This window comes from Pseudomonas sp. BJP69 (assembly GCF_007633355.1).
GTDB classification, from domain to species: domain Bacteria; phylum Pseudomonadota; class Gammaproteobacteria; order Pseudomonadales; family Pseudomonadaceae; genus Aquipseudomonas; species Aquipseudomonas juntendi.
The window spans coordinates 783,366-807,852 of the sequence record NZ_CP041933.1 but is presented as its reverse complement, the minus strand read 5'-3'; the positions used below and the strand labels follow the sequence as shown (position 1 = coordinate 807,852).

General features: G+C 62.9%; 28 protein-coding genes and 1 riboswitch. Of the genes, 11 read left to right on the top strand and 17 right to left on the bottom strand.

Features of this window, described 5'->3' with window-relative positions; translation table 11 throughout:
• Positions 1-6 precede the first annotated feature (6 nt).
• Positions 7-145, top strand: a riboswitch (yybP-ykoY riboswitch).
• A gap of 88 nt (positions 146-233) precedes the next feature.
• Positions 234-818 carry a TMEM165/GDT1 family protein gene (locus FPB55_RS03840; RefSeq protein WP_009682938.1) on the top strand — a complete coding sequence of 195 codons (585 nt, stop codon included), beginning with the start codon at positions 234-236 and terminating at the stop codon, positions 816-818.
• Positions 819-861: 43 nt separating this feature from the next.
• On the opposite strand, the gene FPB55_RS03835 is transcribed toward FPB55_RS03840, so the two are convergent.
• The 4 genes from FPB55_RS03835 to FPB55_RS03820 all read right to left on the bottom strand — a co-directional run bounded on the left by FPB55_RS03835 (position 862) and on the right by FPB55_RS03820 (position 2,858).
• Entirely contained in the window at positions 862-1,680 is an 819-nt protein-coding gene (locus FPB55_RS03835) for a M48 family metallopeptidase (RefSeq protein WP_054881704.1), read from the bottom strand.
• A 99-nt stretch (positions 1,681-1,779) separates the two neighbouring features.
• Entirely contained in the window at positions 1,780-2,400 is a 621-nt protein-coding gene (locus tag FPB55_RS03830; RefSeq protein ID WP_029887159.1) for an SOS response-associated peptidase, read from the bottom strand.
• 15 nt (positions 2,401-2,415) lie between these two features.
• On the bottom strand, positions 2,416-2,676 hold the full coding sequence (locus tag FPB55_RS03825; RefSeq protein ID WP_029887158.1) for a DUF2007 domain-containing protein: 261 nt from the start codon (positions 2,674-2,676) through the stop codon (positions 2,416-2,418).
• Positions 2,676-2,858: a CPXCG motif-containing cysteine-rich protein gene (locus FPB55_RS03820; RefSeq protein ID WP_009682943.1), complete on the bottom strand. Its 183-nt coding sequence runs from the start codon at positions 2,856-2,858 to the stop codon at positions 2,676-2,678. The genes FPB55_RS03825 and FPB55_RS03820 overlap by 1 nt, the downstream gene beginning before the upstream one ends.
• A 124-nt stretch (positions 2,859-2,982) precedes the next feature.
• Between FPB55_RS03820 and FPB55_RS03815 the strand changes: the two genes are divergently transcribed.
• Positions 2,983-4,149, top strand: a complete 1,167-nt coding sequence (locus FPB55_RS03815) for a 1-acyl-sn-glycerol-3-phosphate acyltransferase (protein ID WP_054912104.1) — start codon at positions 2,983-2,985, stop codon at positions 4,147-4,149.
• Between the two features lie 33 nt (positions 4,150-4,182).
• On the opposite strand, the gene FPB55_RS03810 is transcribed toward FPB55_RS03815, so the two are convergent.
• Positions 4,183-4,443 (bottom strand): hypothetical protein, encoded by a 261-nt coding sequence (locus FPB55_RS03810; RefSeq protein ID WP_009682945.1) that lies wholly within the window; start codon positions 4,441-4,443, stop codon positions 4,183-4,185.
• 160 nt (positions 4,444-4,603) lie between these two features.
• Between FPB55_RS03810 and FPB55_RS03805 the strand changes: the two genes are divergently transcribed.
• On the top strand, positions 4,604-4,810 hold the full coding sequence (locus FPB55_RS03805) for a hypothetical protein (RefSeq protein WP_009682946.1): 207 nt from the start codon (positions 4,604-4,606) through the stop codon (positions 4,808-4,810).
• Positions 4,811-4,904: 94 nt separating this feature from the next.
• Here the strand turns inward: FPB55_RS03805 and FPB55_RS03800 are convergent, their stop codons facing one another.
• The gene (locus FPB55_RS03800) at positions 4,905-5,489 is read right to left on the bottom strand and encodes a YajG family lipoprotein (RefSeq protein WP_029886852.1); all 585 of its coding nucleotides are present in this window, start codon (positions 5,487-5,489) and stop codon (positions 4,905-4,907) included.
• A gap of 765 nt (positions 5,490-6,254) precedes the next feature.
• Between FPB55_RS03800 and mqo the strand changes: the two genes are divergently transcribed.
• Complete coding sequence (gene mqo / locus FPB55_RS03795) at positions 6,255-7,763, top strand: malate dehydrogenase (quinone) (protein WP_054881708.1); 1,509 nt, start codon at positions 6,255-6,257, stop codon at positions 7,761-7,763.
• Positions 7,764-8,031: 268 nt separating this feature from the next.
• On the opposite strand, the gene FPB55_RS03790 is transcribed toward mqo, so the two are convergent.
• From FPB55_RS03790 to FPB55_RS03780, 3 genes are all read right to left on the bottom strand, one after another.
• Complete coding sequence (locus FPB55_RS03790; protein WP_009682950.1) at positions 8,032-8,322, bottom strand: PA4642 family protein; 291 nt, start codon at positions 8,320-8,322, stop codon at positions 8,032-8,034.
• Positions 8,323-8,390: 68 nt separating this feature from the next.
• Positions 8,391-8,861, bottom strand: a complete 471-nt coding sequence (locus FPB55_RS03785; RefSeq protein WP_009682951.1) for a hypothetical protein — start codon at positions 8,859-8,861, stop codon at positions 8,391-8,393.
• Positions 8,862-8,905: 44 nt separating this feature from the next.
• A complete protein-coding gene (locus FPB55_RS03780) occupies positions 8,906-9,463 on the bottom strand; it encodes a hypoxanthine-guanine phosphoribosyltransferase (protein ID WP_009682952.1) in 558 nt (185 codons plus the stop codon).
• A gap of 158 nt (positions 9,464-9,621) precedes the next feature.
• Between FPB55_RS03780 and upp the strand changes: the two genes are divergently transcribed.
• Positions 9,622-10,260, top strand: a complete 639-nt coding sequence (gene upp, locus FPB55_RS03775) for a uracil phosphoribosyltransferase (protein WP_009682953.1) — start codon at positions 9,622-9,624, stop codon at positions 10,258-10,260.
• Between the two features lie 2 nt (positions 10,261-10,262).
• Positions 10,263-11,537 carry a uracil-xanthine permease family protein gene (locus tag FPB55_RS03770; protein ID WP_009682954.1) on the top strand — a complete coding sequence of 425 codons (1,275 nt, stop codon included), beginning with the start codon at positions 10,263-10,265 and terminating at the stop codon, positions 11,535-11,537.
• A 78-nt stretch (positions 11,538-11,615) separates the two neighbouring features.
• On the opposite strand, the gene hemH is transcribed toward FPB55_RS03770, so the two are convergent.
• Both hemH and FPB55_RS03760 read right to left on the bottom strand, forming a co-directional pair.
• Positions 11,616-12,638: a ferrochelatase gene (gene hemH / locus FPB55_RS03765; RefSeq protein WP_009682955.1), complete on the bottom strand. Its 1,023-nt coding sequence runs from the start codon at positions 12,636-12,638 to the stop codon at positions 11,616-11,618.
• A 13-nt stretch (positions 12,639-12,651) separates the two neighbouring features.
• Positions 12,652-13,557 carry a TIGR01777 family oxidoreductase gene (locus tag FPB55_RS03760; RefSeq protein WP_029886855.1) on the bottom strand — a complete coding sequence of 302 codons (906 nt, stop codon included), beginning with the start codon at positions 13,555-13,557 and terminating at the stop codon, positions 12,652-12,654.
• A 187-nt stretch (positions 13,558-13,744) separates the two neighbouring features.
• Here FPB55_RS03760 and FPB55_RS03755 point away from each other — a divergent pair, with 187 nt between their 5' ends.
• The 5 genes from FPB55_RS03755 (at position 13,745) to FPB55_RS03735 (ending at position 18,821) form a co-directional block, all read left to right on the top strand.
• Positions 13,745-14,731 carry an NAD(P)/FAD-dependent oxidoreductase gene (locus FPB55_RS03755; protein ID WP_144187560.1) on the top strand — a complete coding sequence of 329 codons (987 nt, stop codon included), beginning with the start codon at positions 13,745-13,747 and terminating at the stop codon, positions 14,729-14,731.
• A gap of 99 nt (positions 14,732-14,830) precedes the next feature.
• Entirely contained in the window at positions 14,831-15,799 is a 969-nt protein-coding gene (locus FPB55_RS03750; protein ID WP_029886857.1) for a DUF523 and DUF1722 domain-containing protein, read from the top strand.
• A complete protein-coding gene (locus FPB55_RS03745; protein WP_009682959.1) occupies positions 15,789-16,688 on the top strand; it encodes a MerR family transcriptional regulator in 900 nt (299 codons plus the stop codon). The genes FPB55_RS03750 and FPB55_RS03745 overlap by 11 nt, the downstream gene beginning before the upstream one ends.
• Positions 16,679-18,100: a deoxyribodipyrimidine photo-lyase gene (gene phrB / locus FPB55_RS03740; protein WP_144187558.1), complete on the top strand. Its 1,422-nt coding sequence runs from the start codon at positions 16,679-16,681 to the stop codon at positions 18,098-18,100. The genes FPB55_RS03745 and phrB overlap by 10 nt, the downstream gene beginning before the upstream one ends.
• Positions 18,101-18,119: 19 nt before the next feature.
• Positions 18,120-18,821 carry an SDR family NAD(P)-dependent oxidoreductase gene (locus FPB55_RS03735; RefSeq protein ID WP_125854892.1) on the top strand — a complete coding sequence of 234 codons (702 nt, stop codon included), beginning with the start codon at positions 18,120-18,122 and terminating at the stop codon, positions 18,819-18,821.
• 65 nt (positions 18,822-18,886) lie between these two features.
• Here FPB55_RS03735 and FPB55_RS03730 read toward each other — a convergent pair whose 3' ends face one another.
• The 6 genes from FPB55_RS03730 to hemA form a co-directional block, all read right to left on the bottom strand.
• A complete protein-coding gene (locus FPB55_RS03730) occupies positions 18,887-19,405 on the bottom strand; it encodes an acyloxyacyl hydrolase (protein ID WP_009682962.1) in 519 nt (172 codons plus the stop codon).
• Positions 19,406-19,509: 104 nt separating this feature from the next.
• The gene (gene murI / locus FPB55_RS03725) at positions 19,510-20,307 is read right to left on the bottom strand and encodes a glutamate racemase (protein WP_029886862.1); all 798 of its coding nucleotides are present in this window, start codon (positions 20,305-20,307) and stop codon (positions 19,510-19,512) included.
• Positions 20,300-21,055: a molybdopterin-synthase adenylyltransferase MoeB gene (locus FPB55_RS03720; RefSeq protein ID WP_047149700.1), complete on the bottom strand. Its 756-nt coding sequence runs from the start codon at positions 21,053-21,055 to the stop codon at positions 20,300-20,302. The genes murI and FPB55_RS03720 overlap by 8 nt, the downstream gene beginning before the upstream one ends.
• Positions 21,049-21,879, bottom strand: a complete 831-nt coding sequence (prmC, locus tag FPB55_RS03715; protein WP_054903924.1) for a peptide chain release factor N(5)-glutamine methyltransferase — start codon at positions 21,877-21,879, stop codon at positions 21,049-21,051. The genes FPB55_RS03720 and prmC overlap by 7 nt, the downstream gene beginning before the upstream one ends.
• Positions 21,879-22,961, bottom strand: a complete 1,083-nt coding sequence (prfA, locus tag FPB55_RS03710; RefSeq protein WP_009682967.1) for a peptide chain release factor 1 — start codon at positions 22,959-22,961, stop codon at positions 21,879-21,881. Before prfA ends, prmC begins: the two co-directional genes overlap by 1 nt.
• Complete coding sequence (gene hemA, locus FPB55_RS03705) at positions 22,958-24,235, bottom strand: glutamyl-tRNA reductase (protein WP_009682968.1); 1,278 nt, start codon at positions 24,233-24,235, stop codon at positions 22,958-22,960. Before hemA ends, prfA begins: the two co-directional genes overlap by 4 nt.
• Positions 24,236-24,487: the final 252 nt, after the last annotated feature.

The following is a 24,487-nucleotide window of genomic DNA, read 5'->3' as shown; positions in this document are numbered from 1 at the left end:
AGAATCCGCTCCGTCCTAGGGGAGTAGTCTCCCGCGAGCCCACCGCTCGCCCGGTACGCGTCAACATACTTGGTCCACAGACCATGGCGCGTGCGACCCCCATGCCCACGTGCATGGAGAGATCCGCATAGACGGATCCGGGGTTTGACAAGACCTATGACACGCACACCTTACCCGGGGCGGGAAGGCTGTACGTGTCATAGCCGTGTCGACCCGCCCCCGTAGGAATCCTGATGCTGGAATCTCTGTTGGTCCCCACCGCCATCGTTGCGCTCGCCGAAATCGGCGACAAGACGCAGCTGCTCGCACTCATTCTCGCCGCGCGCTTCCGCAAGCCCTGGCCGATCATTGCCGGCATCATCGCCGCCACCCTGGCCAACCATGCCGCAGCCGGTGCCGTAGGGGCGTGGGTCGGTAGCTTCTTCAGCGATTCGGCCCTGCACTGGATCCTGGCCGCGAGCTTCACCGCCACGGCGCTGTGGACCCTGGTACCGGACAAAATGGACGATGACGAGAACCCGGCGCGCCGCTTCGGCCCGTTCCTGACCACGCTGATTGCGTTCTTCCTCGCCGAAATCGGTGACAAGACCCAGGTCGCGACCGTGATGCTGGCGGCCCAATACCCGCACCTGATCATGGTCATCATCGGCACCACCCTGGGCATGCTGATTGCCAACGTACCCGTGGTGCTGGCGGGCAACTTTGCAGCCGACAAGCTGCCGCTGACGCTGATCCGTCGCCTGGCGGCCGCGGCGTTCTTCGTACTGGCGATCGTGGCCGTGTACTCGGCGATGAAGGCCAGTGGCTGGGTCGGGTAACCGGAAAACACGGGGGCGCCGCGCGCCCCCACGCTTCAAGCGATCATGGCTTGGCCGCGGCCTGATACAGCGGCATCACCTTGGGAATGGCCGCCTGCAGCGAGGCAATGCGGCTGGAAGATGCCGGGTGAGTGCTCATGAACTCGGGCGGAGCGCCTTCGGACGCCTTGCTCATCTTGTTCCACAAGGTGATTGCGGCGTTCGGGTCGTAGCCGGCACGGGCCGACAACTCCAGGCCGATCAGGTCGGCTTCGTTTTCGTTGGCCCGGCTGTTGGGCAGGGTCATGGCGTAGTTCACCACGGTGTCGGCCATGGCCATGCTGTTCTGGCCCAGGCCAAAGATGGCACCCGCCCCCTGGCGCGCCATTTCCACACCATAGGCCTTGGACATCGCCTCGCGGCTGTGCTCACGCAGGGCGTGGGCGATTTCGTGACCGACAACCGCGGCAATTTCCGCATCGGTGAGCTTGAGCTGATCGATCAGGCCGGTATACACGATGATCTTGCCGCCAGGGCCGCAGTTGGCGTTCAGTTCGTCGCTCTTGATCACGTTGACTTGCCAGTCCCACTGCGCGGAATCCGGGCGGAACTTGGGGGCCTGGGCAATCAGCCGGCTGGCGATGGCCTGCACCCGCTTGGCATCGGCACTGGACTTGTCGAGCACCCCCTTGCTGGAGGCTTCACCGAGGGTCTGCTGGTACGACTGGGCGTACATCTGGTTGACTTCATCGGTGGAGAGCATGCTGAACATGTACTGCTGGCGCTCGACGCCGACAGCACCGCCACTGGTGGTATTCACCGCCTGGCAGCCGCCCAGCACGATGCCAGCACTCAACAGGCTGACGACAAAAGACTTACGCATGAAAACACTCCCTTTTTTGCATGCGCCGTATCCTAGGCCGACTCGCCGGTAGCCGCCATAGCCGCAGGGAAGATTTTCATCACCAGCACCGGCCACCCATCAAAGCGGGGTAAGACACTCCGGCGCATCCAGCTTCGGGTCATTGACGAAATTCGCCAAGGCCCTTTCGCGCAGTGGCGCAGGCGGGCTGGCCAGCAGTTCGTGCAGGCGGGTAACCGGCGTATCCGGATCGAGCCAGGCAGCCTGGCCCGCATCGTCGAGGATCAGCGGCCGGCGCTGGTTCATGGCCGCCTGGGTCACCACCGCGCAACTCAGCCACACCTGGTCCTGCACGGGGTAGGCTTCCCATATGGCCGCAAAGTACAACGAGGCGCCCTCCCCCGGCGTCAGCCAATAAGGACGCTTGCGTACCGTGCCCCGCCACTCGTAAAAGCCGTTGGCCGGCATCAGGCAGCGGCGCTGGCGAAACGCCTCACGGAACATCGGTTGCTCGGCCAGGGTTTCGGCGCGGGCATGGGCGGGGGTGCGGGACAGGTCGGTGAGCCACGCCGGGGTCAGCCCCCAACGCGCCATGGCCAGTTGCTGCTGGCCGTCAAGCTGGCGCTGGATCAGCACCGATGCCCCAGGTGCGATATTCCATTGGGCCGGCTGGCCCGCGGGGAACCCCGGCAGACTGGCAAGGGCCTGGGGCCAGCGAAACAGGGCGTAACGTCCACACATGAGCGAATTCAGAACCTAGCAGATCAAGGTACCGGGGATACTCTCCGGTTCGTCGCCAACCAGTGGCTGGGCCTCATTGTACGCATCGATCAGCTGCCGTGCGTACTCGGCCTGCTCATCGGCGACCGCAAGCCCTAGCAACCCTTGCATGGGCAGCTCGCCGACTGCACCGATCAGGTCACGGCCCACCACCTGCACCGCGATGCCTTCACTGGCGAGCATCCCGGCCAGCATTTCGGCTTCAAGCAGGTTTTCCGGTTCGTAGATCCGCCGCATCATTCGTTCTCGCCGTAGACATCCAGCATCCATTCCTCGCCATGCACCTGCAGCACGAAACGAATCGGCCTGCAGCACACCTGGCAGTCCTCGATGTACTCCTGATCGCCACCGGACAGGTCCACCGTGGTTTCGACCTCTTCGCCGCAATAAGGGCAATCGTAGAACGCAGTTTCGAGCATCGCGGCCTCCGGGGTGACTTATGCGTATAATTGTCGGTCTGTTTACGGGGCCCGTGTGCGTCCGAGCCGTTTTTCGGAGCCTGCCCCTGTTTATTACCCTAGCCGTTTCCAACAAGAGAGCATGATGGGCGAATTCGATGCCATCCGACCCTACGACGACGCTGAGGTACCTGCGGTTCTGGCCCGCCTGCTCAGCGACCCGGCATTCCTCGATATCCTCACCCACTTCCGCTTCCCGCGGGCAGCCGGGGCTTTCGGCTGGCTGCTCAAACCGCTGATCGCCCGCCGCCTGCGCAAGGAATTCGCCGGTGTGACCTGCGTTTCCACCTTGCAGGACAAGGTCGAGTACTACGTTGACCAGACCATCGACCGCGCCACCGACGGCGTCACCTATTCCGGTGTGGAGCAGTTGAAGGCAGGTACGGCCTACCTGTTCCTGGCCAACCACCGCGACATCGTGATGGACCCGGCCTTCGTCAACTATGCGGTGTACCACGCCGGCCTGCCCACGCCGCGCATCGCCATTGGCGACAACCTGCTGCAAAAGCCGTTCGTCAGCGACATGATGCGCCTGAACAAGAGTTTCATCGTGCACCGTTCGATCAGCGGGCGCCGTGAAAAGCTGGCGGCTTATCAGCTGCTCTCGGCCTACATCAACCACTCGATCCGCAACGACGCCACCTCGATCTGGATCGCCCAGGCCGAGGGCCGCGCCAAGGACGGTGACGACCGCACCGACTCGGCGATCCTCAAGATGTTCCACATGAGCCGCAAGGACGAGGCGTTTGGCGCCGTCATCCAGAGCCTGAACCTGACACCGGTGTCGATCAGCTACGAGTACGACCCGTGCGACCAGGCCAAAGCCCGCGAGCTGTATATCCGCGCCACCACTGGCAGCTACCAGAAGGCCCCAGGGGAGGACGACAACAGCATCGCCAAGGGCATTACCGGCTACAAGGGCCGGGTGCACATCAACTTCGCGCCACCGGTGACCGAGTACTACGAGGATACCAAGCAGCTGGCCGCAGAGATCGACCGCCAGATCCTGGCTGGCTACCGGTTGTTCCCGGTGCATTACCTGGCCTACGCAATGTGGGAGGGTAAGGACGAAGCCCTGCAGGTACCTGGCGCCGAACAGGTGTTCCCGGCCGACGAACTGGCCAAGGCCAAGGAAGAATGGCAACGTCGGCTGGCGGCCTGCCCTGAAGAGCAGCGGCCGTACCTGGTATTGCAGTATGCGACACCGGTGCGCAACCAGTACCAGGTCAGGCAGCAGGCGCCGGTTGCCTGACCGATTGCGGGGCTGCCTTGCAGCCCCGCAATCTCACACCCAGGTGCTGAGCCAGGACAGCAGCAGCGCCATGGCCAGGCAAGCGAAGCCCAGAATGTAGAAGTACTTGGGCACCCGCAGGTCGAAGGCATCCACTACCCCCTCCTCAAACGCCAGGCTCTCGCGGGTTTCGGCCGCGCGCCGCCGCGCGCTTTGCAGCAGCAACCCGCCCGGGCAGGTCAGCAGCAGCGCCAACACATTGATCAACTTGGTGGGATGGGCGGCCAGAAAACCCCAAAGCACTTGCAAGGACATCACGCAACCTCGGTGTAAGCGACGGCGAAGGCCCGCATTCTACGCAACTCGCCCTTCGCTGCCCGGCATTGGCGACAAACTGTCATTTAATTTCATCTGTCATCGGCTCGTCATCTGAGCAGGCCACCCTGTCGACCTTCCCATGAGCCGGAGCTACTTCATGCTGCACGCCGAAAACCAGGACCGCCTTTACCTCGTTGCCCAAAGCGAGGAGCAACAGGCGCTGATCGATGGTTTTGCCATCAATGTGCAAGACCGCCAGTGGCTGGTCTACTGCGCGCTGGGCGGGCATGTGCATGCAGACCTGCCGGAGGTGGACGCCGGCACTGGCTTCAGCCTGCTGGATTTCCACATAGAGGCGGCGTGAACCTGCGCCGGCCACCCCACCGGCAAGCGTTGGCGAGGCACAAAAAACCCGCTGCCTGGCGACCAGGCAGCGGGTTTTCAGCAGCGCAGAGGGCTTACTGGGCCAGGATCTGTCCAATGCTCGGGTCTTTGAACATGCGGGTCAGCGCATCGCTCAGAACGTCGCCTACCAACTGGGTGTTGGTGTCCTGGTTCGGTGCCATGCCGAAGCGCTGGTCGAGCGACGCGCCGTAACGGCCGCTGTAGCTGCGGCCGCCATTCTTCACGTCGGCACGGAAGGTGGCACCGATCGTGGCTTCGGTCACGTACAGGTTGTCTTTGGGCGACTGGTACTTCAGCTCGGCCAGGGTCACGGTCAACTGCGGCGCGTTGTAGGCGTTGGCCGTAGGCGTGAAGCCGAGCAGGCGCACAGCCGCTTCAGCCTGGGCCTGCAGCTTGGGCACCACGTCGTTGCCACTGACGCTGATGGTGCTGGTTTCAGGGTACATGCCACCACGGGTACCCAGCGACTGCGATGGGCGACCGTCAACCACCCGGACCACCACCGGCTGGCCATGACCGACCGGCGCGAGTTGGGCCTTGAGCGTGGGTTGCGGGTTGAGTTGTTGCGGGCTGTGGGCACAACCGACCAGGCTGAGGCTGGCCACGGCAAGCAAACCGAACAACAGACGTTGCAACATGCGCGTTTCTCCAGAAAATGCGGCTAAGGCGCACAGTATACCCAGCCCCGCATCGGCCAGTCATCGGTCCCAGCCCGCTTGTGACAATGCTTTCATGCACTGCCCGGGCCTGTACTTTGCGCCTGTGCAAGCCAGCACTGGCAGCCGCGCATGCGCCTGGCCTGACAAACGCTGCAATAAAAACCACGAATGGCGACATTTCTGCCCGCGACATCGTTATAATCTCCCCCCGATTATAAGGACGTCTCCTGATCGGGCCCCGCACTCGCCGATTGACCCCGGCAACTTCAACGCTTCGCCCACAGAGAGCCTTCCACTCAGGTCTTGCATCGGCTGTCGTGCCTGCTTTTCCGGCCCTTCACGCTGCATGAACCTGCGGGTTGCCATCGCGCAGTCCCTTTTTGAGGTTCACGTCTCCAAAAGAGCGTGAAAAAACGGTTTTCACAACTTCACAAGAGTGTGGCGAGCAAATGAACAGTCTGGCATGTGTAAAAGCGGCAGATGTGTCCCGAACAGCCCTGAACAGGCGGCAAATGCGCTCATCCTGCATGAGTGCCTGACCCGCTCCATAACGCACGCACGACACCTTGACCATAAGTCGAATTGCCGCAGCCCTGGCAAACGGCGTTCAATACCTGAACCCGAAGACTGGTTGGCGGTGTCCGCGGAAGTTGCAAGAACTGCGAAAAGTCGGACATGGCGACCCTGGCAACCCCAGGTCCTATGCTGTCAATTAGGTAGCTGTAGATTGTGGAGACGCGTTAAATGGCGCAGAACGAATCGGTTGATGTGGTACTGGTAGGCGCGGGCATCATGAGTGCCACCCTGGCCGTACTGCTCAAGGAGCTTGACCCGACCCTGAAGCTTGAGGTCGTCGAGGCGATGGACTCCGGAGCCGCGGAAAGCTCCAACCCCTGGAACAACGCAGGCACCGGCCACGCCGGCCTGTGCGAGCTGAACTACACGCCGCAGGCCGCCGATGGCAGCATCGACATCAAGAAGGCCGTGCACATCAACACCCAGTTCGAGGTTTCGCGCCAGTTCTGGGCCTACCTGAGCAAGAAGGACAACTTCGGCTCGGCGCGTGCGTTCATCAACCCTGTCCCGCACCTGAGCTACGTCGAGGGTGACAAGGGTGTTGCCTTCCTCAAGAAGCGCTTCGAGCTGCTCAAGCAGCACCATGCCTTCTCCGAGATGGAGTACACCGAAGACAAGGCCGTGATGAACGACTGGATGCCGCTGATGATGCCTGGCCGCCCTGCCGACCAGCACATCGCCGCGACCCGCGTGGCCAAAGGCACCGACGTCAACTTCGGCGCCCTGACCCTGAAGCTGCTGAAGCTGCTGGGTGACGCGCCGGACGCGCAGGTCAAATACAGCAAGAAGGTCGTCGGCCTGCGCCGTAACGGCAGCGGCTGGACCGTCAGCATCAAGGACGTCAACAGCGGCGGCAGCCGTGAAGTGGACGCCCGCTTCGTGTTCCTGGGCGCCGGCGGCGCGGCCCTGCCGCTGCTGCAGATGTCCGGCATCCCGGAGAGCAAAGGTTTTGGCGGCTTCCCGGTCAGCGGCCAGTGGCTGCGCTGCGACAACCCGGAAATCGTCAAGCAGCACCAGGCCAAGGTTTACAGCCAGGCCGCCGTGGGTGCGCCACCAATGTCGGTACCGCACCTGGACACCCGGGTTGTAGACGGCAAGACTTCGCTGCTGTTCGGCCCTTATGCCGGCTTTACCACCAAGTTCCTGAAGCACGGTTCGCTGATGGACCTGCCGCTGTCGGTGCGCATGGGCAATATCGGCCCGATGCTGGCCGTGGCCCGCGACAACATGGACCTGACCAAGTACCTGGTCAGCGAAGTGATGCAGTCGATGGAACAGCGCCTGGAAGCCCTGCGGCGCTTCTACCCGCAGGCCAAGGCCGAAGACTGGCGCCTGGAAGTCGCAGGTCAGCGCGTGCAGATCATCAAGAAAGACCCGAAGAAAGGCGGCGTGCTGCAATTCGGCACCGAGCTGGTCTCGGCGCAGGACGGCAGCCTGGCTGCACTGCTCGGCGCCTCGCCAGGTGCCTCGGTGACCGTTTCGATCATGCTGGAACTGATCGAGCGTTGCTTCCCTGAGCAGGCCAAAGGGGCCTGGGCCGACAAACTCAAGGAAATCTTCCCCGCACGCGAGAAGACCCTTGCAACCGATGCTGCCCTGTACCGCAAGATCAGTGCAGATAACGACGCGGCACTGGACCTGGTGGAAAGCAGCCCGGCAGCCAAGCATTACGCCTGACTGGCCCGGTAACGAAAAAACGCCCTTCGGGGTAATGCCAGTCAGTGACGTAATTGGGGGCCGCTTTGCGGCCCTTCGCGGGCACGCCCGCTCCCACAGGGGTCGCGCATTTCTTGAGTGCAGCGCCAAATGTGTGGGAGCGGGCGCGCCCGCGAAGGGCTGCAAAGCAGCCCCAGTAACGCTTAAAGGACAGGCATCACCCTTCGGGGCGTTTTTTTGCCTGCGGGTTGGTCAGAATGGGCCGCGAGGAGGCGGCACAGGCCAACGATCAACCACGGGCCTGGGCGATGATCTCGATGTACTCCTGCGCATTGCGCTGGTCGGCGATCTGCTCGACGAAGGTTTTGCCGTGTTCGTCCTTGCCATCCAGGTCCAGGCCGGCTTCGACGAAGAACCCGACAAAACGCTGGAAGTCGTCCACACGCAGGCCGCGGTAAGCTTTCACCAGTTTGTGCAGCGAGGGTGAGGTGACGCCATCGGCCGGCTCGAACTGAAGGAACGACTTGATGTAGTCGTCGCTGATTTCGTCACCGATTACCTGTTTCTTGTCTTTACGCATTGCCGGCTCCATCTGGACCATCACGGAATTTCGAAGGCCGGCAGTTTACCCCCCGCAGGCCGCGCGCCTCAACGCGTACGTACGGTGCCCGTGTGCAGGTCGGCCCAGATGTGGCCATTGCCATAGGTGAGGAACTGCACATACAGCGTTTCGTTGCGCAGCAGGTCCATGATCACCCGGTAGTCGCTGAGGGGGTAATTCAGGTTCAAGGTGCGGGTCTTGTCGTCGTACACCGGTTTCTTGAGGCTCTTGGCGGCCTCACCGTCGAATGTCAGCAGCACCTGGGCAATGGTCGCCCCCTTGCTCAGCGGCTTGCCCTTCAGGCGCACTTGCAGCGACGAGGTGATCGGGATCGGCTGCTGGTCGGACTGCCGCTGGGCACCGACTACCACCGAGTAGTCGGTCACTTGCAGCAACTGCTGGCTGGTGGGTGCTTCCTGACGCAGGGCCAGGTCGTCCGGGGGCAGGAACTGGCTGTGCAGCGGTGCAGCGGCCAGCGGCAGGCTGATGGCCACCAGAAGGGGGAGAAACGCACGCATGTGAGGCTCCTTGTATGAAGCCGCACTCTAACACGTGGCCGTTTTTACAGGCCCTTGACGGCGAAGATGCCGTTGGCGTTGCGCCAGTAGCCTTTGTAGTCCATGCCATAGCCGAAGATGTAGCGGTCAATGCAGGGCAGGCCCACGTAGTTGGCCTTGAGGTCCGGGCTGGCTTTGCGGTCGTGGTCCTTGTCGATCAGCACGGCGGTGTACACCGAGCGCGCGCCGGCGTGCTTGCAGAACTCGATGATGGCACTGAGGGTATGGCCTTCATCGAGGATGTCGTCGACGATCAGCACGTCGCGGTCGATGAACGACACCTCGGGCTTGGCCTTCCAGAACAGCTCGCCGCCACTGGTCTGGTTGCGGTAGCGCGTGGCGTGCAGGTAGGAAGCTTCCAGCGGGAACTGCAGGTGGGTCAGCAGTTTGCCGGAGAAGATCAGGCCACCGTTCATCACGCAGAACACCACAGGGTTCTTGTCGTGCAGGTCCTTGCAGATCTGCTCGCCCACCTTGGCGATGGCCGCTTCGACCTCAGCTTCGGTGTACAGGCAGTCAGCTTCACGCATGACTTGACGGATATGCTCGAGATCGGCGGACATGGCGCGCTCCGGGGGATTTTGGAAAAGCGGGCAAAGGTACGCATCCGCTCGTCACAGATCAAGCGTTTATGGACTAACGTGCAGAATGACCAGACGACAGCGCAGGCTGAATAGATTAATCTAGCGCGGTTTTTTTGCCCGCCTTTCGGAGCCCCCCTATGCCCACTCGTGAGATCCGCCACCCGCTGATCCGCCACAAGCTCGGCCTGATGCGCCGTGCCGATATCAGCACCAAGAATTTTCGCGAACTCGCCCAGGAAGTCGGCGCTCTTCTGACTTATGAAGCCACCCAGGACCTGCCGCTCGAAACCTACGAGATCGACGGCTGGTGTGGCAAGGTCGCGGTAGAGAAAATCGCCGGCAAGAAGATCACCGTAGTGCCCATTCTGCGTGCCGGCATCGGCATGCTCGACGGCGTACTCAGTCTGATCCCGGGTGCCAAGGTGAGCGCGGTCGGTGTTGCCCGCAACGAAGAGACCCTCGAAGCCCACACCTACCTGGAAAAGCTCGCCCCGGACATCAACCAGCGCCTGGCATTGATCATCGACCCCATGCTGGCAACCGGCGGCTCGATGGTTGCCACCATCGACCTGTTGAAGAAGGCTGGCTGCAAAGAGATTCGCGCCATGGTCCTGGTCGCGGCACCAGAAGGCATCGACGTGGTGGAAAAAGCTCACCCCGATGTACAGATCTACACCGCCTCGATCGACCAGCGCCTGAACGAGCACGGCTATATCGTGCCGGGCCTCGGCGATGCCGGTGACAAGATCTTCGGCACCAAGCAAAAGGACGCCTGAACATGCAGGACGGCTTCAACGACCCGCTCTGGCGCCAGGTCGTTTCGGGCGCGCAGATGCTCTTCGTGGCATTCGGTGCGCTGGTACTGATGCCACTGATCACCGGCCTGGACCCGAACGTGGCGCTGTTCACCGCGGGTATCGGTACCTTGCTGTTCCAGTTGGTCACCGGCCGTCAGGTCCCGGTGTTCCTGGCTTCCAGCTTCGCCTTCATCACCCCGATCATTCTCGCCAAAGGCCAGTTCGGCCTGGCCGAGACCATGGGCGGCGTGATGGCCGCAGGTTTCGTGTATACCTTCATGGGCCTTATGGTGAAAATCAAAGGCACCGGTTTCATCGACCGCATGCTGCCGCCCGTGGTGATCGGGCCGGTGATCATCTCCATCGGCCTGGCCATGGCGCCGATTGCCGCCAACATGGCGATGGGCAAGGCTGGCGACGGCAGCGTGCTGCTGCCGTACAAGACAGCCATGCTGATCTCCATGCCGGCGCTGCTGACCACACTGATCGTCGCTGTGTTCGGCAAAGGCATCTTCCGCCTGGTGCCGATCATCGCTGGCGTGCTGGTGGGTTTTGCCCTGTCATTTGCCTTTGGCGTGGTCGACACCGCCAGAATTGCCGCTGCCCCCTGGCTGGAAATGCCCAACTTCACGGCGCCAGCGTTCAACTGGCAGGCCATTCTGTTCATCGTTCCGGTAGCCCTGGCACCTGCGATCGAGCACATTGGCGGGGTTATCGCGGTTGGCAGCGTAACCGGCCGTGACTACCTGAAGAAGCCCGGCCTGCACCGCACCCTGCTGGGTGACGGCCTGGCCACCACCGCCGCCGGCCTGTTCGGCGGCCCGCCCAACACCACCTACGCCGAAGTGACCGGTGCGGTGATGCTGACCAAGAACTACAACCCGAAGATCATGACCTGGGCGGCGGTATTCGCCATTACCCTGGCGTTCATCGGCAAGTTCGGCGCGCTGCTGCAGAGTATTCCGGTGCCGGTGATGGGCGGCATCCTGTGCCTGCTGTTCGGCTCGATCGCCGCGGTAGGCTTGAACACCATGATCCGCCACAAGGTCGACCTGGCCGAAGCGCGCAACCTGGTGATCGTGTCGGTGACCCTGGTGTTCGGTATTGGCGGGGTACTGATCGGCAGCGGTGATGGCCCGGATGACTGGGGCCTGAAGGGGATTGCACTGTGTGCCATCGTGGCGATTGCCCTGAACCTGATCTTGCCTGGCAATGACGGCTGGAAGCACAAGAAGCTCGAGGATCAGCAGCCTTGAGCCACCCTTGACCTGAGCGCCCACAGGGCAGCAAAACACCCTGTGGGAGCGGGTTCACCCGCGAAAAGGCCGGTTCACTCAGGCCTTTTCACACATGTCCGCCAACACCCTCACCCACTGCGGGTGGTCGTTCAAGCACGGCACCAGCACCAGCTCCCGCCCGCCGGCCTCGACAAACTGCTCACTGCCGCGCATGCCGATTTCTTCCAGCGTTTCGATGCAGTCGGCCACGAATGCCGGGCACATCACCAGCAACTTCTTGACCCCCGCCTTGGCCAGCTCGTCCAGGCGTGTTTCGGTGTACGGTTCGATCCACTTGTCACGCCCCAGCCGCGACTGGAAACTCACCGACCACTTGCCGTCGGGTATACCCAACTGCGCCGCAAACGCTTTGGCGGTCGCCAGGCACTGACCCCGGTAACACACCGCGCGCACCTCGGCGCTGGCATCTTTGCAGCAGTCGGCTGCACGCAGATCATGCTTGCCGCGCGTGCCGCGCGGGTACAGCTTTTTCAGGTGCCGCTCCGGCAGCCCATGAAAACTCAGCAACAGGTGGTCGTAATCCTGTGCCAGGTAAGGTTCGGCGCTGGCCGCCAGTGCCTGGATATACGCGGGGTGCTCGTAGAACGGCTGCAGCACCCGCATTTGCAACGGCAACTGGCGCTCTTGGATGGTCTGTTTCGCCAACTCCACGACCGTGGTCACCGTACTGTCCGCGAACTGTGGATACAACGGCGCCAGGGTAACCCTGCGCACGCCCTGCGCTGCCAGACGCGCCAACACATCCTCCAGCGCCGGCTGGCCGTAACGCATGGCTATTTCAACCGGCCCATGCGGCCAGTGCTCGACCATGGCGGCCTGCAGGCGGCGGGTCAGCACCACCAGCGGCGAGCCCTCCTCCCACCAAATGGACGCATAGGCATGGGCCGACTGCTCCGGTCGTTTGATCAGGATCAACGACACCAGCAGCCGCCGCAGTGGCCAAGGCAGGTCCACCACGTACGGGTCCATCAGAAACTGGTTGAGGTAGCGGCGTACATCGGCCACCGAAGTGGAGGCCGGGGAACCCAGGTTGACCAGCAGCAGGGCGTGATCAGTCATGCAGCGTCCTATGTCAGAGGCGGCTGGACAGGTCGTCCAGGGCCGATTGCAGATCATTGAAGCGGAAGGCGAAGCCCGCCTCCAGCAAACGTACCGGGCGCGCACGCTGGCCGCCCAACAGCAAGGTCGACAGCTCGCCCAAGCCGGCCTTGAGCAGCAGTGCCGGCACCGGCAATAGCGCCGGCCGATGCAGCGCACGGCCCAGCCGCCTGGCGAACTCGCGGTTGCGCACGGGCGTTGGAGCGCAGGCATTATAAGGACCGCTGGCGTCCTTATGCTGCAAGAGAAAATCAATCAGGGCGACCTGGTCGTCTATATGGATCCACGGCATCCACTGCCGGCCGTTGCCCAACGGCCCACCCAGCCCCAGCTTGAAGGGGATGCGCAAGCGCGACAAAAAGCCGCCATCGCTGGCCAGCACCAGCCCGGTACGCACCAGCACCACACGGATGCCCTGGGCCTGCGAGCGCTGGGCTGTTTCTTCCCAGGCTATACACAACTGGCTGGCGAAATCTTCCCGCACCGGGGGCGAGGCTTCGGTCAGTTCGCGCTCACCGCCGTCTCCGTACCAGCCCACCGCTGAACCGGATAGCAACACCTCAGGGCGCTGTTCGCGGGTACCCAGCCAAGCCAGCAGTTGCTCGGTCAGGGCAATGCGGCTAGCCCACAACAGGTTGCGCCGGGCGGCCGTCCAGGGCCGGTCGGCAATCGGCGCCCCCGCCAGGTTGACCACTGCATCGAGCTGATCGTCTGCTTCCAGTTGCTCAAGCCGGGCGATGCCCCGCACCCCGGCGCCGCAGATCTTCGCCACTTCCTGTGGCCGCCGGCTCCACACTGTCAGCCGGTGACCCTGGCTGAGCCAGTACTGGCACAGGTGCTTGCCAATCAACCCGGTACCGCCTGTCAGCAATATATGCATGCCTGTGTCCTCGCAGATTGCAGCGTTGGTCTATTTTTAACATCAAGGCACTTTTTTGACCCGACGCTCTCGGATAAACATAGGCCAACCTGTCCGGCAAAGCGGAATTACCTTATACAATATTTTTGCTTTGTACAGGTTTTCCTGACAGCGTAGTCTGCTCATAGCAAGGTTTGAAGAGGCCATCATGACAGTACCTATTGCCATCATTGGTGCCGGTATCGCCGGCTTGTCTGCCGCCCAGGCTTTGCAGAAGGCCGGGCAGTCGGTGCACTTGTTCGATAAAGGCAAGGGCAGCGGCGGGCGCATGGCCAGCAAGCGCAGCGAGGCCGGCGCCCTCGACCTTGGCGCGCAGTATTTCACTGCCCGCGACCGACGCTTTGTCGAGCAGGTCCAGCAATGGGTGGCCGCAGGCTGGGCAGAACAGTGGAAACCCCAGCTGTACAACTACCGCGACGGCACCCTCAGCCCCTCCCCCGACGAGCAGACACGCTGGGTAGGCGTGCCGCGCATGAGCGCGATCACCCGCGGCCTGCTCAAGGACGTGACGGTGAATTTCGACTGCCGCATTGCCGAGGTGTTTCGCGGCAAGCAGTACTGGCACCTGCAGGATACCGACGGCTGCAGCCACGGCCCCTTCAGCCGCGTGGTAATTGCCGTGCCGGCGCCCCAGGCGACACCGCTGCTGGCCGCCACGCCCAAGTTGGCCGCCGTGGCGGCCGGCGTGCAGATGGCACCCACCTGGGCCGTGGCCCTGGCATTCCAGGCCCCGCTGGATACACCGATGCAAGGCTGCTTCGTGCAGGACAGCGCCCTCGATTGGCTGGCACGCAACCGCAGCAAGCCTGGCCGCGACGAGCAGCCCGATACCTGGATATTGCACGCAACGGCAGACTGGAGCCGGCAGCATATCGACCTGCCCAGAGAGGCAGTGATCGAGCATCTGTACGGCGAATTCGCCGAACTGATCGGCTGCGTGGTGCCCGCGCCCGCGTTCTCCCTGGCCCACCGCTGGCTGTATGCCCGCCCGAGCAGCAACCATGAGTGGGGCGCCCTGGCCGATGCCGACCAGGGCTTGTATGCGTGCGGCGACTGGTGCTTGTCGGGGCGTGTAGAAGGCGCCTGGCTTAGCGGCCAGGAAGCAGCACGGCGACTGCTCGAACATTTGGACTGATTTCACCTTATACAAAAAAACTGGTTTGCATAACTTCCGCACTGTGCTGGAATAAACCTGTACAAGTTTTTACAAACGTACAGGTTTTCGGAGGCAGTCATGCAAAACCCGCCCACCCACAGCAAGCCGCGTATTGCCATCAGCGCCTGCCTCACCGGGCACAGCGTGCGCTATAACGGCGGCCACAAGGCCTCCGACCTGTGTCGCAAGCAACTGGAAGAACATTTCGAATGGCTGCCTGTTTGCCCAGAGGTAGCCATCGGGCTAGGGGTCCCTCGCGATCCGATCCGCCTGGTTGGCGACCCGAACAACCCTGAAGTGGTCGGCACCCGCAACCCGGGCATGGACCTGACCGGGCCGCTACGCAGCTATGGCGAACAGATGGCCGCTGAGCTGGGTGACATCTGCGGCTACATTTTCATGCAGAAATCGCCGTCCTGCGGCTTGGAACGGGTCAAGGTCTATCAGCCAAACGGCCACCCTGCGGTGCAGAGTGGTCGCGGCGCCTTTGCCCAGGCCTTCTGCGCGCTACGCCCCGACCTGCCGGTGGAAGAGGAAGGCCGGCTGCATGACCCGGTGCTGCGCGAGAACTTCATAAGCCGTGTCTATGCCTATGCCGACTGGCAACGCCTGCTGGCCGAGGGCCTCAGCCGGGGAGCCTTGGTGAGCTTCCATTCGCGCTACAAGTACCTGTTGATGGCCAACAACCCTCAGGCCTACCGCACCCTCGGGCGCCTGCTCGGCAGCATGAGCAAGGACGATGACCCACAACAGGTGGGCCAGCGGTATTTCAGCCAGCTGATGCAGGCGCTGCGCCGCTGTGCCAGCCGTGGCACCCACTGCAATGTGCTGCAGCACCTCAGCGGCTATTTCAAGGACACCCTCACCCAGCAGGACAAAGCCGAGCTGCAGGCGATCATCGGCCAGTACCAGCAGGGCGTCGTGCCGCTGGTGGTGCCACTGACGCTGCTCAAACACCACCTGCGCAAGCACCCGGACCCGTACCTGCTTCAGCAAACCTACCTGCAACCCCACCCTGAAAGCCTGGGTTTACGCAATGCGGTCTGAGGTGCTGTTACCAATAGGCGAGTTGGCCCGCCGCACCGGGGTGAACCCGGTCACGCTGCGCGCCTGGGAGCGCCGTTATGGCCTGCTGAAACCACAACGCACAGCGAAGGGGCACCGTCTGTACCCACAAAGCCAGGTGGAACGGGTAGAAACGATCCTGGCCTGGTTGCAGCGGGGTGCCTCTGTTGGCCAAGTGCGCGAGTTGCTCGACAAACCAACCAGCAGCGCGCCCAAAGGCGACTGGCAAGCCCGTCAGTACGAGCTGGTCGAAGCCATCGCCGGCCTGTCGCAACGTAACCTGGACCAGCAACTTAACCAGGCCATGGCGCTGTATCCGGCTCTGACCCTGTGCGAACAATTGCTGCTGCCCTTGCTCGACCTGCTCGACCTGCGCTGGGGCAGTTACTTCAACGCGCGGCTGGAGCAGGTGTTCTTCTACGGCTGGCTACGCAGCAAGCTGGGCGCCCGCGTCTACCACGACAACCAGTTGCTGCACGGCCCCGCCGTGCTTCTGGCCGAAGACAGCGAGCGCGCTTTCAGCCCAGGGCTGTGGCTGTGCGCCTGGTTGTTCACCAGCAATGGCATCCCCGTGGAGGTGCTCGAGCAGCCTGTCAGCGCGGCGCAACTGCAAAGCGCAGTCAGCATCTTCCAACCCCGGGCCGTGCTACTGCACCTGGGCCCGCGCATGGACGACAAAGCCTTGCTGCGTGCCCTGCAAGGGGTGCCGGGGCCGAAGTTGCTTGGTGGCAGCATGGTTGCACTGCATGAAACCCGCCTCAAAGACAGCGAACTGCCTGACCTTTTCCTGTTCGATACCCCGCAAGCGGCCTTGCGCCTGCTTCAAGCCCATGACCGCCAGCCTGTAGAGATCAATGCCCCATGCACCTGACCTGGCTGCGTAGTGACCTGCGCATCGATGACAATACCGCACTGAGCGCTGCGACCGAACGCGGGCCGACCGTCGCCTTGTGGCTGGTCAGCCCCGGGCAATGGCGTGCGCACGACGACGCCGACTGCAAAGTCGATTTCTGGCTACGCAACCTGCGCGACCTGCGCCAGGCGCTGGAAAAGCTGAACATCCCACTGCTGATCCGCAAGATCGACACCTGGGACCAGGCGCCTCAGGCCGTACTCGATGTTTGCCAACAACACCAGGTGCAAAGCGTGCACTGGAACGAGGAATACGGCATCAACGAGCAGCGCCGGGACGCTGCTACGCGCAAGCTGCTGGAAAAAGCGTCTGTCCAGGCGCACAGCTATCTCGACCAACTGCTGTTTCGCCCAGGCACCATCCTGACCCGCAGTGGCGATTACTTTCAGGTATTCAGCCAGTTCAAGAAAACCTGCCTTGAACACCTGCACCTCAGCCTGCCTGCGCTCGCCCGGCGGGTAAAGCGCCAGGCTGCGCTGAAGATCCACAGTGACCCGATCCCGCAACATATCGACGGCTTCGAAAAAACCCCGCGCGCCTTGCGTGAGCACTGGCCGGCGGGCGAGGCCCATGCACAGCAGCGCCTGTCGCAGTTTCTGGACGAAACCATCGACGATTACCTTAAAACCCGGGATCTGCCGGCAATGCCGGGGACCAGCCAGCTTTCGCCTTATTTGGCCGCCGGGGTAATTTCCCCGCGCCAGTGCTTGCATGGGGCCCTTGCCGCCAACAAGGGCGAGTTCGACAGCGGTAGCACGGGTGTGCAGACCTGGGTCAACGAACTGCTGTGGCGCGAATTCTACAAGCATATCCTCACCGGCTACCCACAGGTCTCCCGGCACCGCGCCTTCCGCAGCCATACCGAAGCCCTGCCCTGGCGCGATGCGCCGGGCGATCTCGAGGCTTGGGAGCAGGGCCGCACCGGCTTCCCCATCATCGACGCGGCCATGCGCCAGCTGCTGCACACGGGCTGGATGCACAACCGGCTGCGCATGATCGTCGCCATGTTCCTCAGCAAAAACCTGTTGATCGACTGGCGCAAGGGCGAGCGTCACTTCATGCGCCACCTCATCGATGATGACCTGGCCGCCAACAATGGCGGCTGGCAGTGGAGCGCCTCTACCGGCACCGATTCGGTGCCCTATTTCCGCATTTTCAACCCGGTCTCGCAATCACAGCGTTTCGACCCTCAGGGGCGTTTCATTCGCCACTGGCTGCCGGAGCTTCGCGATATCGATGAAAAAACAATTCATGGTCCGATGAAATCTACGGATCTTTTCGCTGGTAATTCGTATCACAATCCAATAGTGGATCTGGGCAGTAGTCGCCAACGTGCATTGGAGGCCTTCAAAGGCCTGCCGCGGCGGTAACATCAGGGGGCAGAACGTCTTGAATAACTCACGCAGTTTTTGGGTTACAGGCGCAAGCAATGGACTTGGCTTGGCGTTGTTGCAAGGGCTGCTCGACCAAGGCCACCGGGTGGCCGCGAGTGGCAAGGATGCGCCTGCGTTTGAAGCGCTGGGCGAACGCTATGGCCAGCAATTCCTGCAAGTGCCCTGGCAGTTGCACGATGCACAGCAAGCCGCTGACGCTTGTCAGTTGATCGCCCGTCACTGGCACTCACTGGACGGCGTGATCATCAATGCCGGCACCAGCGATTACCTGCCGGGCGATGTGGCTGACAGCGAATTGATCGAGGCCATCGTCACCAGCAACCAGCTGGCGGGCAAGCACTGCCTGACAGCGGTGATGCCCTTGCTGGCAAAGGGTGATTCACCCCAGGTGATGGCTATTTTCAACCGTTATTCGGCCCTGCAGTTGTACGCGCCAAGCCAGGTAACCGCCGGTTGGAACCACCTGCCGCAGTGGGTACGGGAGCAACGTGATGCGCTCAAGGCGTTGGGGATATCGCTGACCGTGGTAGGACCGCAGTCGCTGAAAACGCCAGTGACGCCTGCGCAAGCCTTTCCGGAGCAGTGGACGCCGCAAAGCGCCGCGCAGGAGTTGTTGCGGCGCTGGCCCGCGGCTGAGCCCGAGTTGGTACTGGAGACGCTTGACCTCAGTGGGCTATGGCCGCTGCCGCCAAGGTGACGGCAGGCTCCCCGCCAAGCGCGAACCTGGGTCGCGCTTGGCGGTTGATGGTTGACCCGATCGGGTCAGAGCGCCATGCGGTAATGCAAGCTGTAGCTTTCAACCCCGTCATTGGGTTCTTTGATGCCGGCGTTCGAGTAGTGAATCGCACGCACACCAATTTCATGCCCACCGGCGAAGCGCAGGCCGAAGCCGATGCGGTCTTCGAACTGGAACGACGAACCCAGTTCGTTGCTTTCCAGCTCGGTGCTGGAGAAAGCTGCCACGCCAATGCCCGCCTCGATGTAGGGCTTGACCGAATGGCCGGCAAACTCGTACACGAATACGGGTGCGAACGACAGGCTGTGGTTGCTAGCCGTGTCGTCGCCGTCCCAATAGGTGTAGGCACCGTCCCAATAGCCGGTCACGCGGCCGACGCTGGTCTGCCACCAGCTGGCATCCCAGTTCGACTGCAGCCCCAGCCGGTAGACCATCGTCGAGTCACCGGTCTGCCCTACCGAAACCGATACATCAGCAGCCTGCGCCAACACTGCCTGCCCCATGGTGAAAACGGCAGCCGCCGCCAAGCCCAGCAGTTTCTTCATGAGAAACATCCTTCATCCTAGTGCTGTTTTAATGATCGCCTCATCTCAGGCAAGGCATAGAAAGCGGCAGTGGTACGATAGTTCAGCTTTTCTTCACGTTTTTTTCACATGGCAAAGCTTTGCACATCGTCAGACTTATGCCACAGCACAGGCAGGATTTTTTTCAGGGATGAGGGGTCGGCGCTGGTCCAGAAGCGGGTAGCCTGCGCCGGTCCGGCGGCCAGCAGGCCATTGTTGCCTAGCAGCCGCTGCAACTGGCGGGCGACGGCGGCACCGGTATCGATGATGGCCACATCTGGCGGCACCATGCCGGCCAGCAGCGGCCGCAGGAAGGGGTAATGGGTACAGCCCAGGATCAAGGTGTCACAACCAGCGGCCAGCAGCGGCTCGACATAGCCCCACAGCATCTGGCGCAGCGTGGGGCTGCACAAGTCGCCGGTCTCGATCAGCTCGACCAACCCCGGGCAAGGCTGGGTGATCACCAGCACGTCGCTGGCGAAGCGGTCGAGCAAAGCCGCGAACTTGGCACTTTGCAACGTGCCGGTGGTGGCCAGCACGCCAACCACGCCTGAGCGTGTCGCAGCCGCGGCAGGCTTTACTGCAGGCTCCATCCCCACCAATGGCCAGTTCGGGTACAGCTCGCGCAGATCCGCTGCGGCCGCCACCGTGGCGGTGTTGCAGGCCAGCACCAGGGCCTTGGCGCCTTGCTCGCGGAAGAACCCGGCAATGCGCCGGCAGCGCTCACGGATGTAGTCCGGGGATTTTTCGCCATAAGGCACATGGCCGCAATCGGCCACGTACAGCAGTGTCTCGTTGGGCAACAGGCGCTGGATCTCGGCGAGCACCGACAAGCCACCAACACCTGAGTCCATCACGCCGACCGGCGCCGAGCGCTCAGCCATCGCGCTTGCCGCACACGGCACACGCCGGGTCGCGCTTGACCCGCAGTTCGCGAATACGGGTGCCGAGGGCGTCGATCAACAGCAGCCGGCCGACCAGCGGCTCGCCGAAGCCTGCCAGCAGCTTCATCGCTTCCAGCGCCTGCAGGCTGCCGACCAGGCCCACCAGTGGGCCGATCACCCCCGCCTCGCTACAGGTCAGCTCGGCTTCACTGCCATGCCCATACAGGCAGTGGTAGCAAGGGCTGTAGTCGCGACGCGGGTCAAACACCGACAGCTGCCCCTCCAAACGGATTGCCGCACCGCTGACCAAGGGTTTGCCGGCGGCGAAACAGGCGGCGTTGACCGCCTCGCGCGTGGAGAAATTATCGGAGCAGTCCAGTACCAGGTCGACGGCCGCTACCGCGGCTGCCAGGGTGTCGTCGTCCAGCGCCTGGCGGTGGGCAACCAGGGTGACTTCAGGGTTGACGGCCTGCAGGCGCTGCAGCGCCGAGTCGACCTTGCTCATGCCGACACTGTCGCTGTCGTGAAGCACCTGGCGCTGCAGGTTAGTCAGGTCGACGGTATCGAAGTCCGCCAGGTGCAGTTCGCCAACCCCCGCGGCTGCCAGGTACAGGGCGACCGGCGAACCCAGGCCACCCAGCCCGACAATCAATGCCTTGCTGTGCTTGAGGCGTAGCTGGCCGTCGATGTCGATCTGCGCCAGCAGCACCTGGCGGCTGTAGCGCAGCAGTTCCAGATCACTCAGCATGGCAGGCGCCCCAGGCTGATGCGTTCATGGCCACCCAGATCGGTCCGGCTGGCCACCTCGTTGAAGCCCTGTTCGACCAGCAAGGCCCGTACTGCCGCGGCCTGATCATAGCCATGCTCCAGCAGCAACCAGCCACCCGGCACCAGGTGCCCAGGGGCCTGGGTGACGATCACGCGCAGGTCGTCCAGGCCATCGGGGCCAGCCACCAACGCACTGCTGGGCTCGAAACGCACGTCGCCAGCCACCAGGTGTGGGTCTGCGGCGGCGATGTAGGGCGGGTTGCTGACGATCAGGTCGAAACGCTCACCGGCCAGGCTGTCGAACCAATGGCTGAGGCGCACCTGGGTATTGCTCAGGCCCAGGCGCTGCCGGTTGCGCTCGGCAAGCGCAGCGGCCTCTGCCACCCGGTCTACGGCCGTGACCTGCCAGGCGGGGCGCTCGCTGGCCAGAGCCAATGCGATGGCGCCCGTGCCAGTGCCCAGGTCGAGAACCCTGGCTGGGGCTGCGGGCTGCAGTTCGAGGGCGGTTTCGACCAGCAGCTCGGTATCCGGCCGTGGGATGAGCGTGTGCGGCGCGACTTCCAGGTCGATCTTCCAGAAACCTTGCTGGCCAAGGATATACGCCACCGGCTCACCGCCGCGGCGGCGCTGCAGGTACCCGGCGTAGGTCTGCGCGTCTTCGCTGCTGACGATCCGCTCGGGCCAGGTGTGCAGATAACTGCGCGACTTGCCGATGGCCGCTGCCAGCAGCAGTTCGGCATCCAGGCGTTCGGTAGGCGATTCTGGCAACTGTGCGTTGCGCAGCAGGCTGGCGATGATGGTCATCAGTCCCCCAGGGCAGCCAGTTGATCGGCCTGGTATTCGGCCAGCAGCGGCTCGATCACCGCGTCCACGCCACCACTGAGGATGTCGTCCAGCGAATACAAGGTCAGGTTGATACGGTGATCGGTCACCCGCCCCTGTGGGTAATTGTAGGTACGAATACGTTCCGAGCGGTCACCCGACCCGACCAGCAGTTTGCGCTCGCTGGCAATGGCGTTCTGGGCGGCGCTGGTCTGCATGTCGTTGAGTTTCGCCGACAGCCAGGACATGGCGCGGGCGCGGTTCTTGTGTTGCGAACGCTCTTCCTGGCACTCCACCACGATGCCGGTGGGCAAGTGGGTGATGCGGATCGCCGAGTCGGTCTTGTTGACGTGCTGGCCGCCGGCACCGGAGGCGCGGTAGGTGTCCACGCGCAGGTCAGCCGGGTTGATTTCGATGGCCGCTTGTTCGTCTGGCTCGGGCAGTACCGCCACGGTGCAGGCGGAAGTGTGCACGCGGCCCTGGGATTCGGTCTCCGGCACGCGCTGCACGCGGTGCGCGCCAGACTCGAACTTGAGCTTGCCGTAGACGTTTTCACCTTCGACACGGGCGATGATTTCTTTGTAGCCGCCGTGTTCGCCCTCGTTCTCGGACAGAATCTCCAGGCGCCAGCCACGCTTTTCGGCGTAACGCGAATACATGCGGAACAGGTCACCCGAGAAGATCGCGGCCTCGTCGCCACCGGTGCCGGCGCGGATCTCGAGGAACACGTTGCGGCCATCATTCGGGTCCTTGGGCAGCAGCATGCGCTGCAGCTGCGCCTCCAGGGTCAGCAACTGCTCCTTGGCTTCACGCACTTCTTCCACGGCCATTTCGCGCATGTCCGGGTCACTGTCCTTGAGCAGCGCCTGGGCACCTTCGAGGTCGTCCTGGACTTTGCGCCACTCTTTATAGGCAGCATAGACCGGCTCGACCTCGGCGTACTCACGGGAATACGCGCGAAAGCGCGTCTGGTCGGAAATGACCTCGGCATCGCCGAGCAAGGCGGTGAGTTCTTCGAAGCGGTCCTGGAGAATTTCCAGTTTGTTCAGCAGCGACGCTTTCATTGCGGGGTTTTGTCCGTCGAGCCCTCGTTGAGGGCAAAGAGTTCCTGGGCCATGGCCAGCGCATCGACGCGCCCCTCGGCCGAGAGCTTTTTCAACTGCACGCTGGGCGCATGCAGGAGTTTGTTGGTCAGGCCCCGGGCCAATTGAGCCAGTACGTCCTCGGGGTTGCCGCCGTTGGCCAGCAGGCGCTGGGCCTTTTGCAGTTCTTCGTCGCGCAGGCGCTCGCTTTGCTGGCGATAGGCCTTGAGCACATCCACGGCAGCCAGTTCACGCAGGCGCAGCATGAAGTCTTCGGCGCCGACTGTCACCAGTTCTTCGGCAGCCTGGGCCGCGCCTTGGCGGCTCTTGAGGTTCTCCGCCACCACATCGTGCAGGTCATCGACGGTGTAGAGGTAGACGTCATCGAGCTCACCGACCTCCGTTTCGATATCGCGGGGCACGGCGATGTCGACCATGAAGATCGGTTTGTGCCGGCGCTGCTTCAGCGCACTTTCGACCGCGCCTTTGCCAAGGATCGGCAACTGGCTGGCAGTGGAGCTGATGACGATGTCGCTGTTGGCCAGCTCCTGGGGGATGTCGGCCAGCAGAACGGCATGCGCACCGAACTGTTCGGCCAGGATGCTGGCGCGTTCCAAGGTGCGGTTGGCCACCACGATGCGGCGCACGCCCTGCTCATGCAGGTGGCGGGCGACCAGGGTGATGGTTTCGCCGGCGCCGATCAGCAGGGCCTGGCTACGCCCCAGGTCGGCGAAGATCTGCTTGGCCAGGCTGACGGCGGCAAAGGCCACCGACACCGGGTTCTCGCCAATGGCGGTGTCGGTACGCACCTGTTTGGCAGCACTGAAGGTGGCCTGGAACAGGCGCCCGAGCAACGGCCCGACGGTACCGGCTTCGCGGGCCACGGCGTAGGCAGACTTCATCTGGCCGAGGATCTGGGGCTCGCCGAGCACCAGCGAGTCGAGGCCCGAGGCCACGCGCATCATGTGCTTCACGGCGTCGTGCTCTTCGTGCACGTAGGCACTGGCGCGCAGTTCGTCGAGGCTGAGGCGGTGGTAATCGGCCAGCCATTTGAGTACGGCGTCGGCGGACAGGTGGTCCTGCTCTATATAGAGTTCACTGCGGTTGCACGTCGACAGAATCGCCGCTTCGCGGCTGGACGTCAGTCGGCAGAGCTGCTGCAGGGCGTCTACCAGCTGCTCTGGGGTAAACGCCACGCGCTCGCGTACGTCTACCGAGGCAGTCTTATGGTTGATACCGAGTGCAAGAAAGGCCATGCGAAGTCGCTGGTTGTGACAGGAAGCCGATAATTGTCCTCTTTCGCAGGTTTCAGGACAACCACCGTTCGCTATTGTGCTGACAGGGCTGCTGCTGTCGCCGGCTGCACGCCCGCCTGACCTGTGATTCCAGCCCCGGATCCTGCAGCCCCCTTGCCAGGATTATCACCATGGACCTCAGCGCTTGACGGGCATCCATGCCCCTCACCTCCCTCCGCATGCCCTTCGCTCGGCCTCCTGAAGTCGCAATGT

Excerpts from the sequence above, each read along its gene's own strand:
- murI (WP_029886862.1), bottom strand. The coding sequence starts at position 20,307 with ATGGCTGAGCGCTCGGCGCCGGTCGGCGTGATGGACTCAGGTGTTGGT.
- FPB55_RS03790 (WP_009682950.1), bottom strand. The coding sequence starts at position 8,322 with ATGCGTAAAGACAAGAAACAGGTAATCGGTGACGAAATCAGCGACGAC.
- prfA (WP_009682967.1), bottom strand. The coding sequence starts at position 22,961 with ATGAAAGCGTCGCTGCTGAACAAACTGGAAATTCTCCAGGACCGCTTC.
- FPB55_RS03825 (WP_029887158.1), bottom strand. The coding sequence starts at position 2,676 with ATGCGGCGGATCTACGAACCGGAAAACCTGCTTGAAGCCGAAATGCTG.
- mqo (WP_054881708.1), top strand. The coding sequence starts at position 6,255 with ATGGCGCAGAACGAATCGGTTGATGTGGTACTGGTAGGCGCGGGCATC.
- phrB (WP_144187558.1), top strand. The coding sequence starts at position 16,679 with ATGCACCTGACCTGGCTGCGTAGTGACCTGCGCATCGATGACAATACC.
- prmC (WP_054903924.1), bottom strand. The coding sequence starts at position 21,879 with ATGACCATCATCGCCAGCCTGCTGCGCAACGCACAGTTGCCAGAATCG.
- hemA (WP_009682968.1), bottom strand. The coding sequence starts at position 24,235 with ATGGCCTTTCTTGCACTCGGTATCAACCATAAGACTGCCTCGGTAGAC.
- FPB55_RS03770 (WP_009682954.1), top strand. The coding sequence starts at position 10,263 with ATGCAGGACGGCTTCAACGACCCGCTCTGGCGCCAGGTCGTTTCGGGC.
- FPB55_RS03730 (WP_009682962.1), bottom strand. The coding sequence starts at position 19,405 with ATGAAGAAACTGCTGGGCTTGGCGGCGGCTGCCGTTTTCACCATGGGG.
- FPB55_RS03835 (WP_054881704.1), bottom strand. The coding sequence starts at position 1,680 with ATGCGTAAGTCTTTTGTCGTCAGCCTGTTGAGTGCTGGCATCGTGCTG.
- FPB55_RS03800 (WP_029886852.1), bottom strand. The coding sequence starts at position 5,489 with ATGTTGCAACGTCTGTTGTTCGGTTTGCTTGCCGTGGCCAGCCTCAGC.
- FPB55_RS03820 (WP_009682943.1), bottom strand. The coding sequence starts at position 2,858 with ATGCTCGAAACTGCGTTCTACGATTGCCCTTATTGCGGCGAAGAGGTC.
- FPB55_RS03760 (WP_029886855.1), bottom strand. The coding sequence starts at position 13,557 with ATGCATATATTGCTGACAGGCGGTACCGGGTTGATTGGCAAGCACCTG.
- FPB55_RS03745 (WP_009682959.1), top strand. The coding sequence starts at position 15,789 with ATGCGGTCTGAGGTGCTGTTACCAATAGGCGAGTTGGCCCGCCGCACC.
- FPB55_RS03830 (WP_029887159.1), bottom strand. The coding sequence starts at position 2,400 with ATGTGTGGACGTTACGCCCTGTTTCGCTGGCCCCAGGCCCTTGCCAGT.
- upp (WP_009682953.1), top strand. The coding sequence starts at position 9,622 with ATGCCCACTCGTGAGATCCGCCACCCGCTGATCCGCCACAAGCTCGGC.
- FPB55_RS03750 (WP_029886857.1), top strand. The coding sequence starts at position 14,831 with ATGCAAAACCCGCCCACCCACAGCAAGCCGCGTATTGCCATCAGCGCC.
- FPB55_RS03805 (WP_009682946.1), top strand. The coding sequence starts at position 4,604 with ATGCTGCACGCCGAAAACCAGGACCGCCTTTACCTCGTTGCCCAAAGC.
- FPB55_RS03810 (WP_009682945.1), bottom strand. The coding sequence starts at position 4,443 with ATGTCCTTGCAAGTGCTTTGGGGTTTTCTGGCCGCCCATCCCACCAAG.
- FPB55_RS03815 (WP_054912104.1), top strand. The coding sequence starts at position 2,983 with ATGGGCGAATTCGATGCCATCCGACCCTACGACGACGCTGAGGTACCT.
- FPB55_RS03780 (WP_009682952.1), bottom strand. The coding sequence starts at position 9,463 with ATGTCCGCCGATCTCGAGCATATCCGTCAAGTCATGCGTGAAGCTGAC.
- FPB55_RS03785 (WP_009682951.1), bottom strand. The coding sequence starts at position 8,861 with ATGCGTGCGTTTCTCCCCCTTCTGGTGGCCATCAGCCTGCCGCTGGCC.
- FPB55_RS03840 (WP_009682938.1), top strand. The coding sequence starts at position 234 with ATGCTGGAATCTCTGTTGGTCCCCACCGCCATCGTTGCGCTCGCCGAA.
- FPB55_RS03755 (WP_144187560.1), top strand. The coding sequence starts at position 13,745 with ATGACAGTACCTATTGCCATCATTGGTGCCGGTATCGCCGGCTTGTCT.
- FPB55_RS03720 (WP_047149700.1), bottom strand. The coding sequence starts at position 21,055 with ATGCTGAGTGATCTGGAACTGCTGCGCTACAGCCGCCAGGTGCTGCTG.
- hemH (WP_009682955.1), bottom strand. The coding sequence starts at position 12,638 with ATGACTGATCACGCCCTGCTGCTGGTCAACCTGGGTTCCCCGGCCTCC.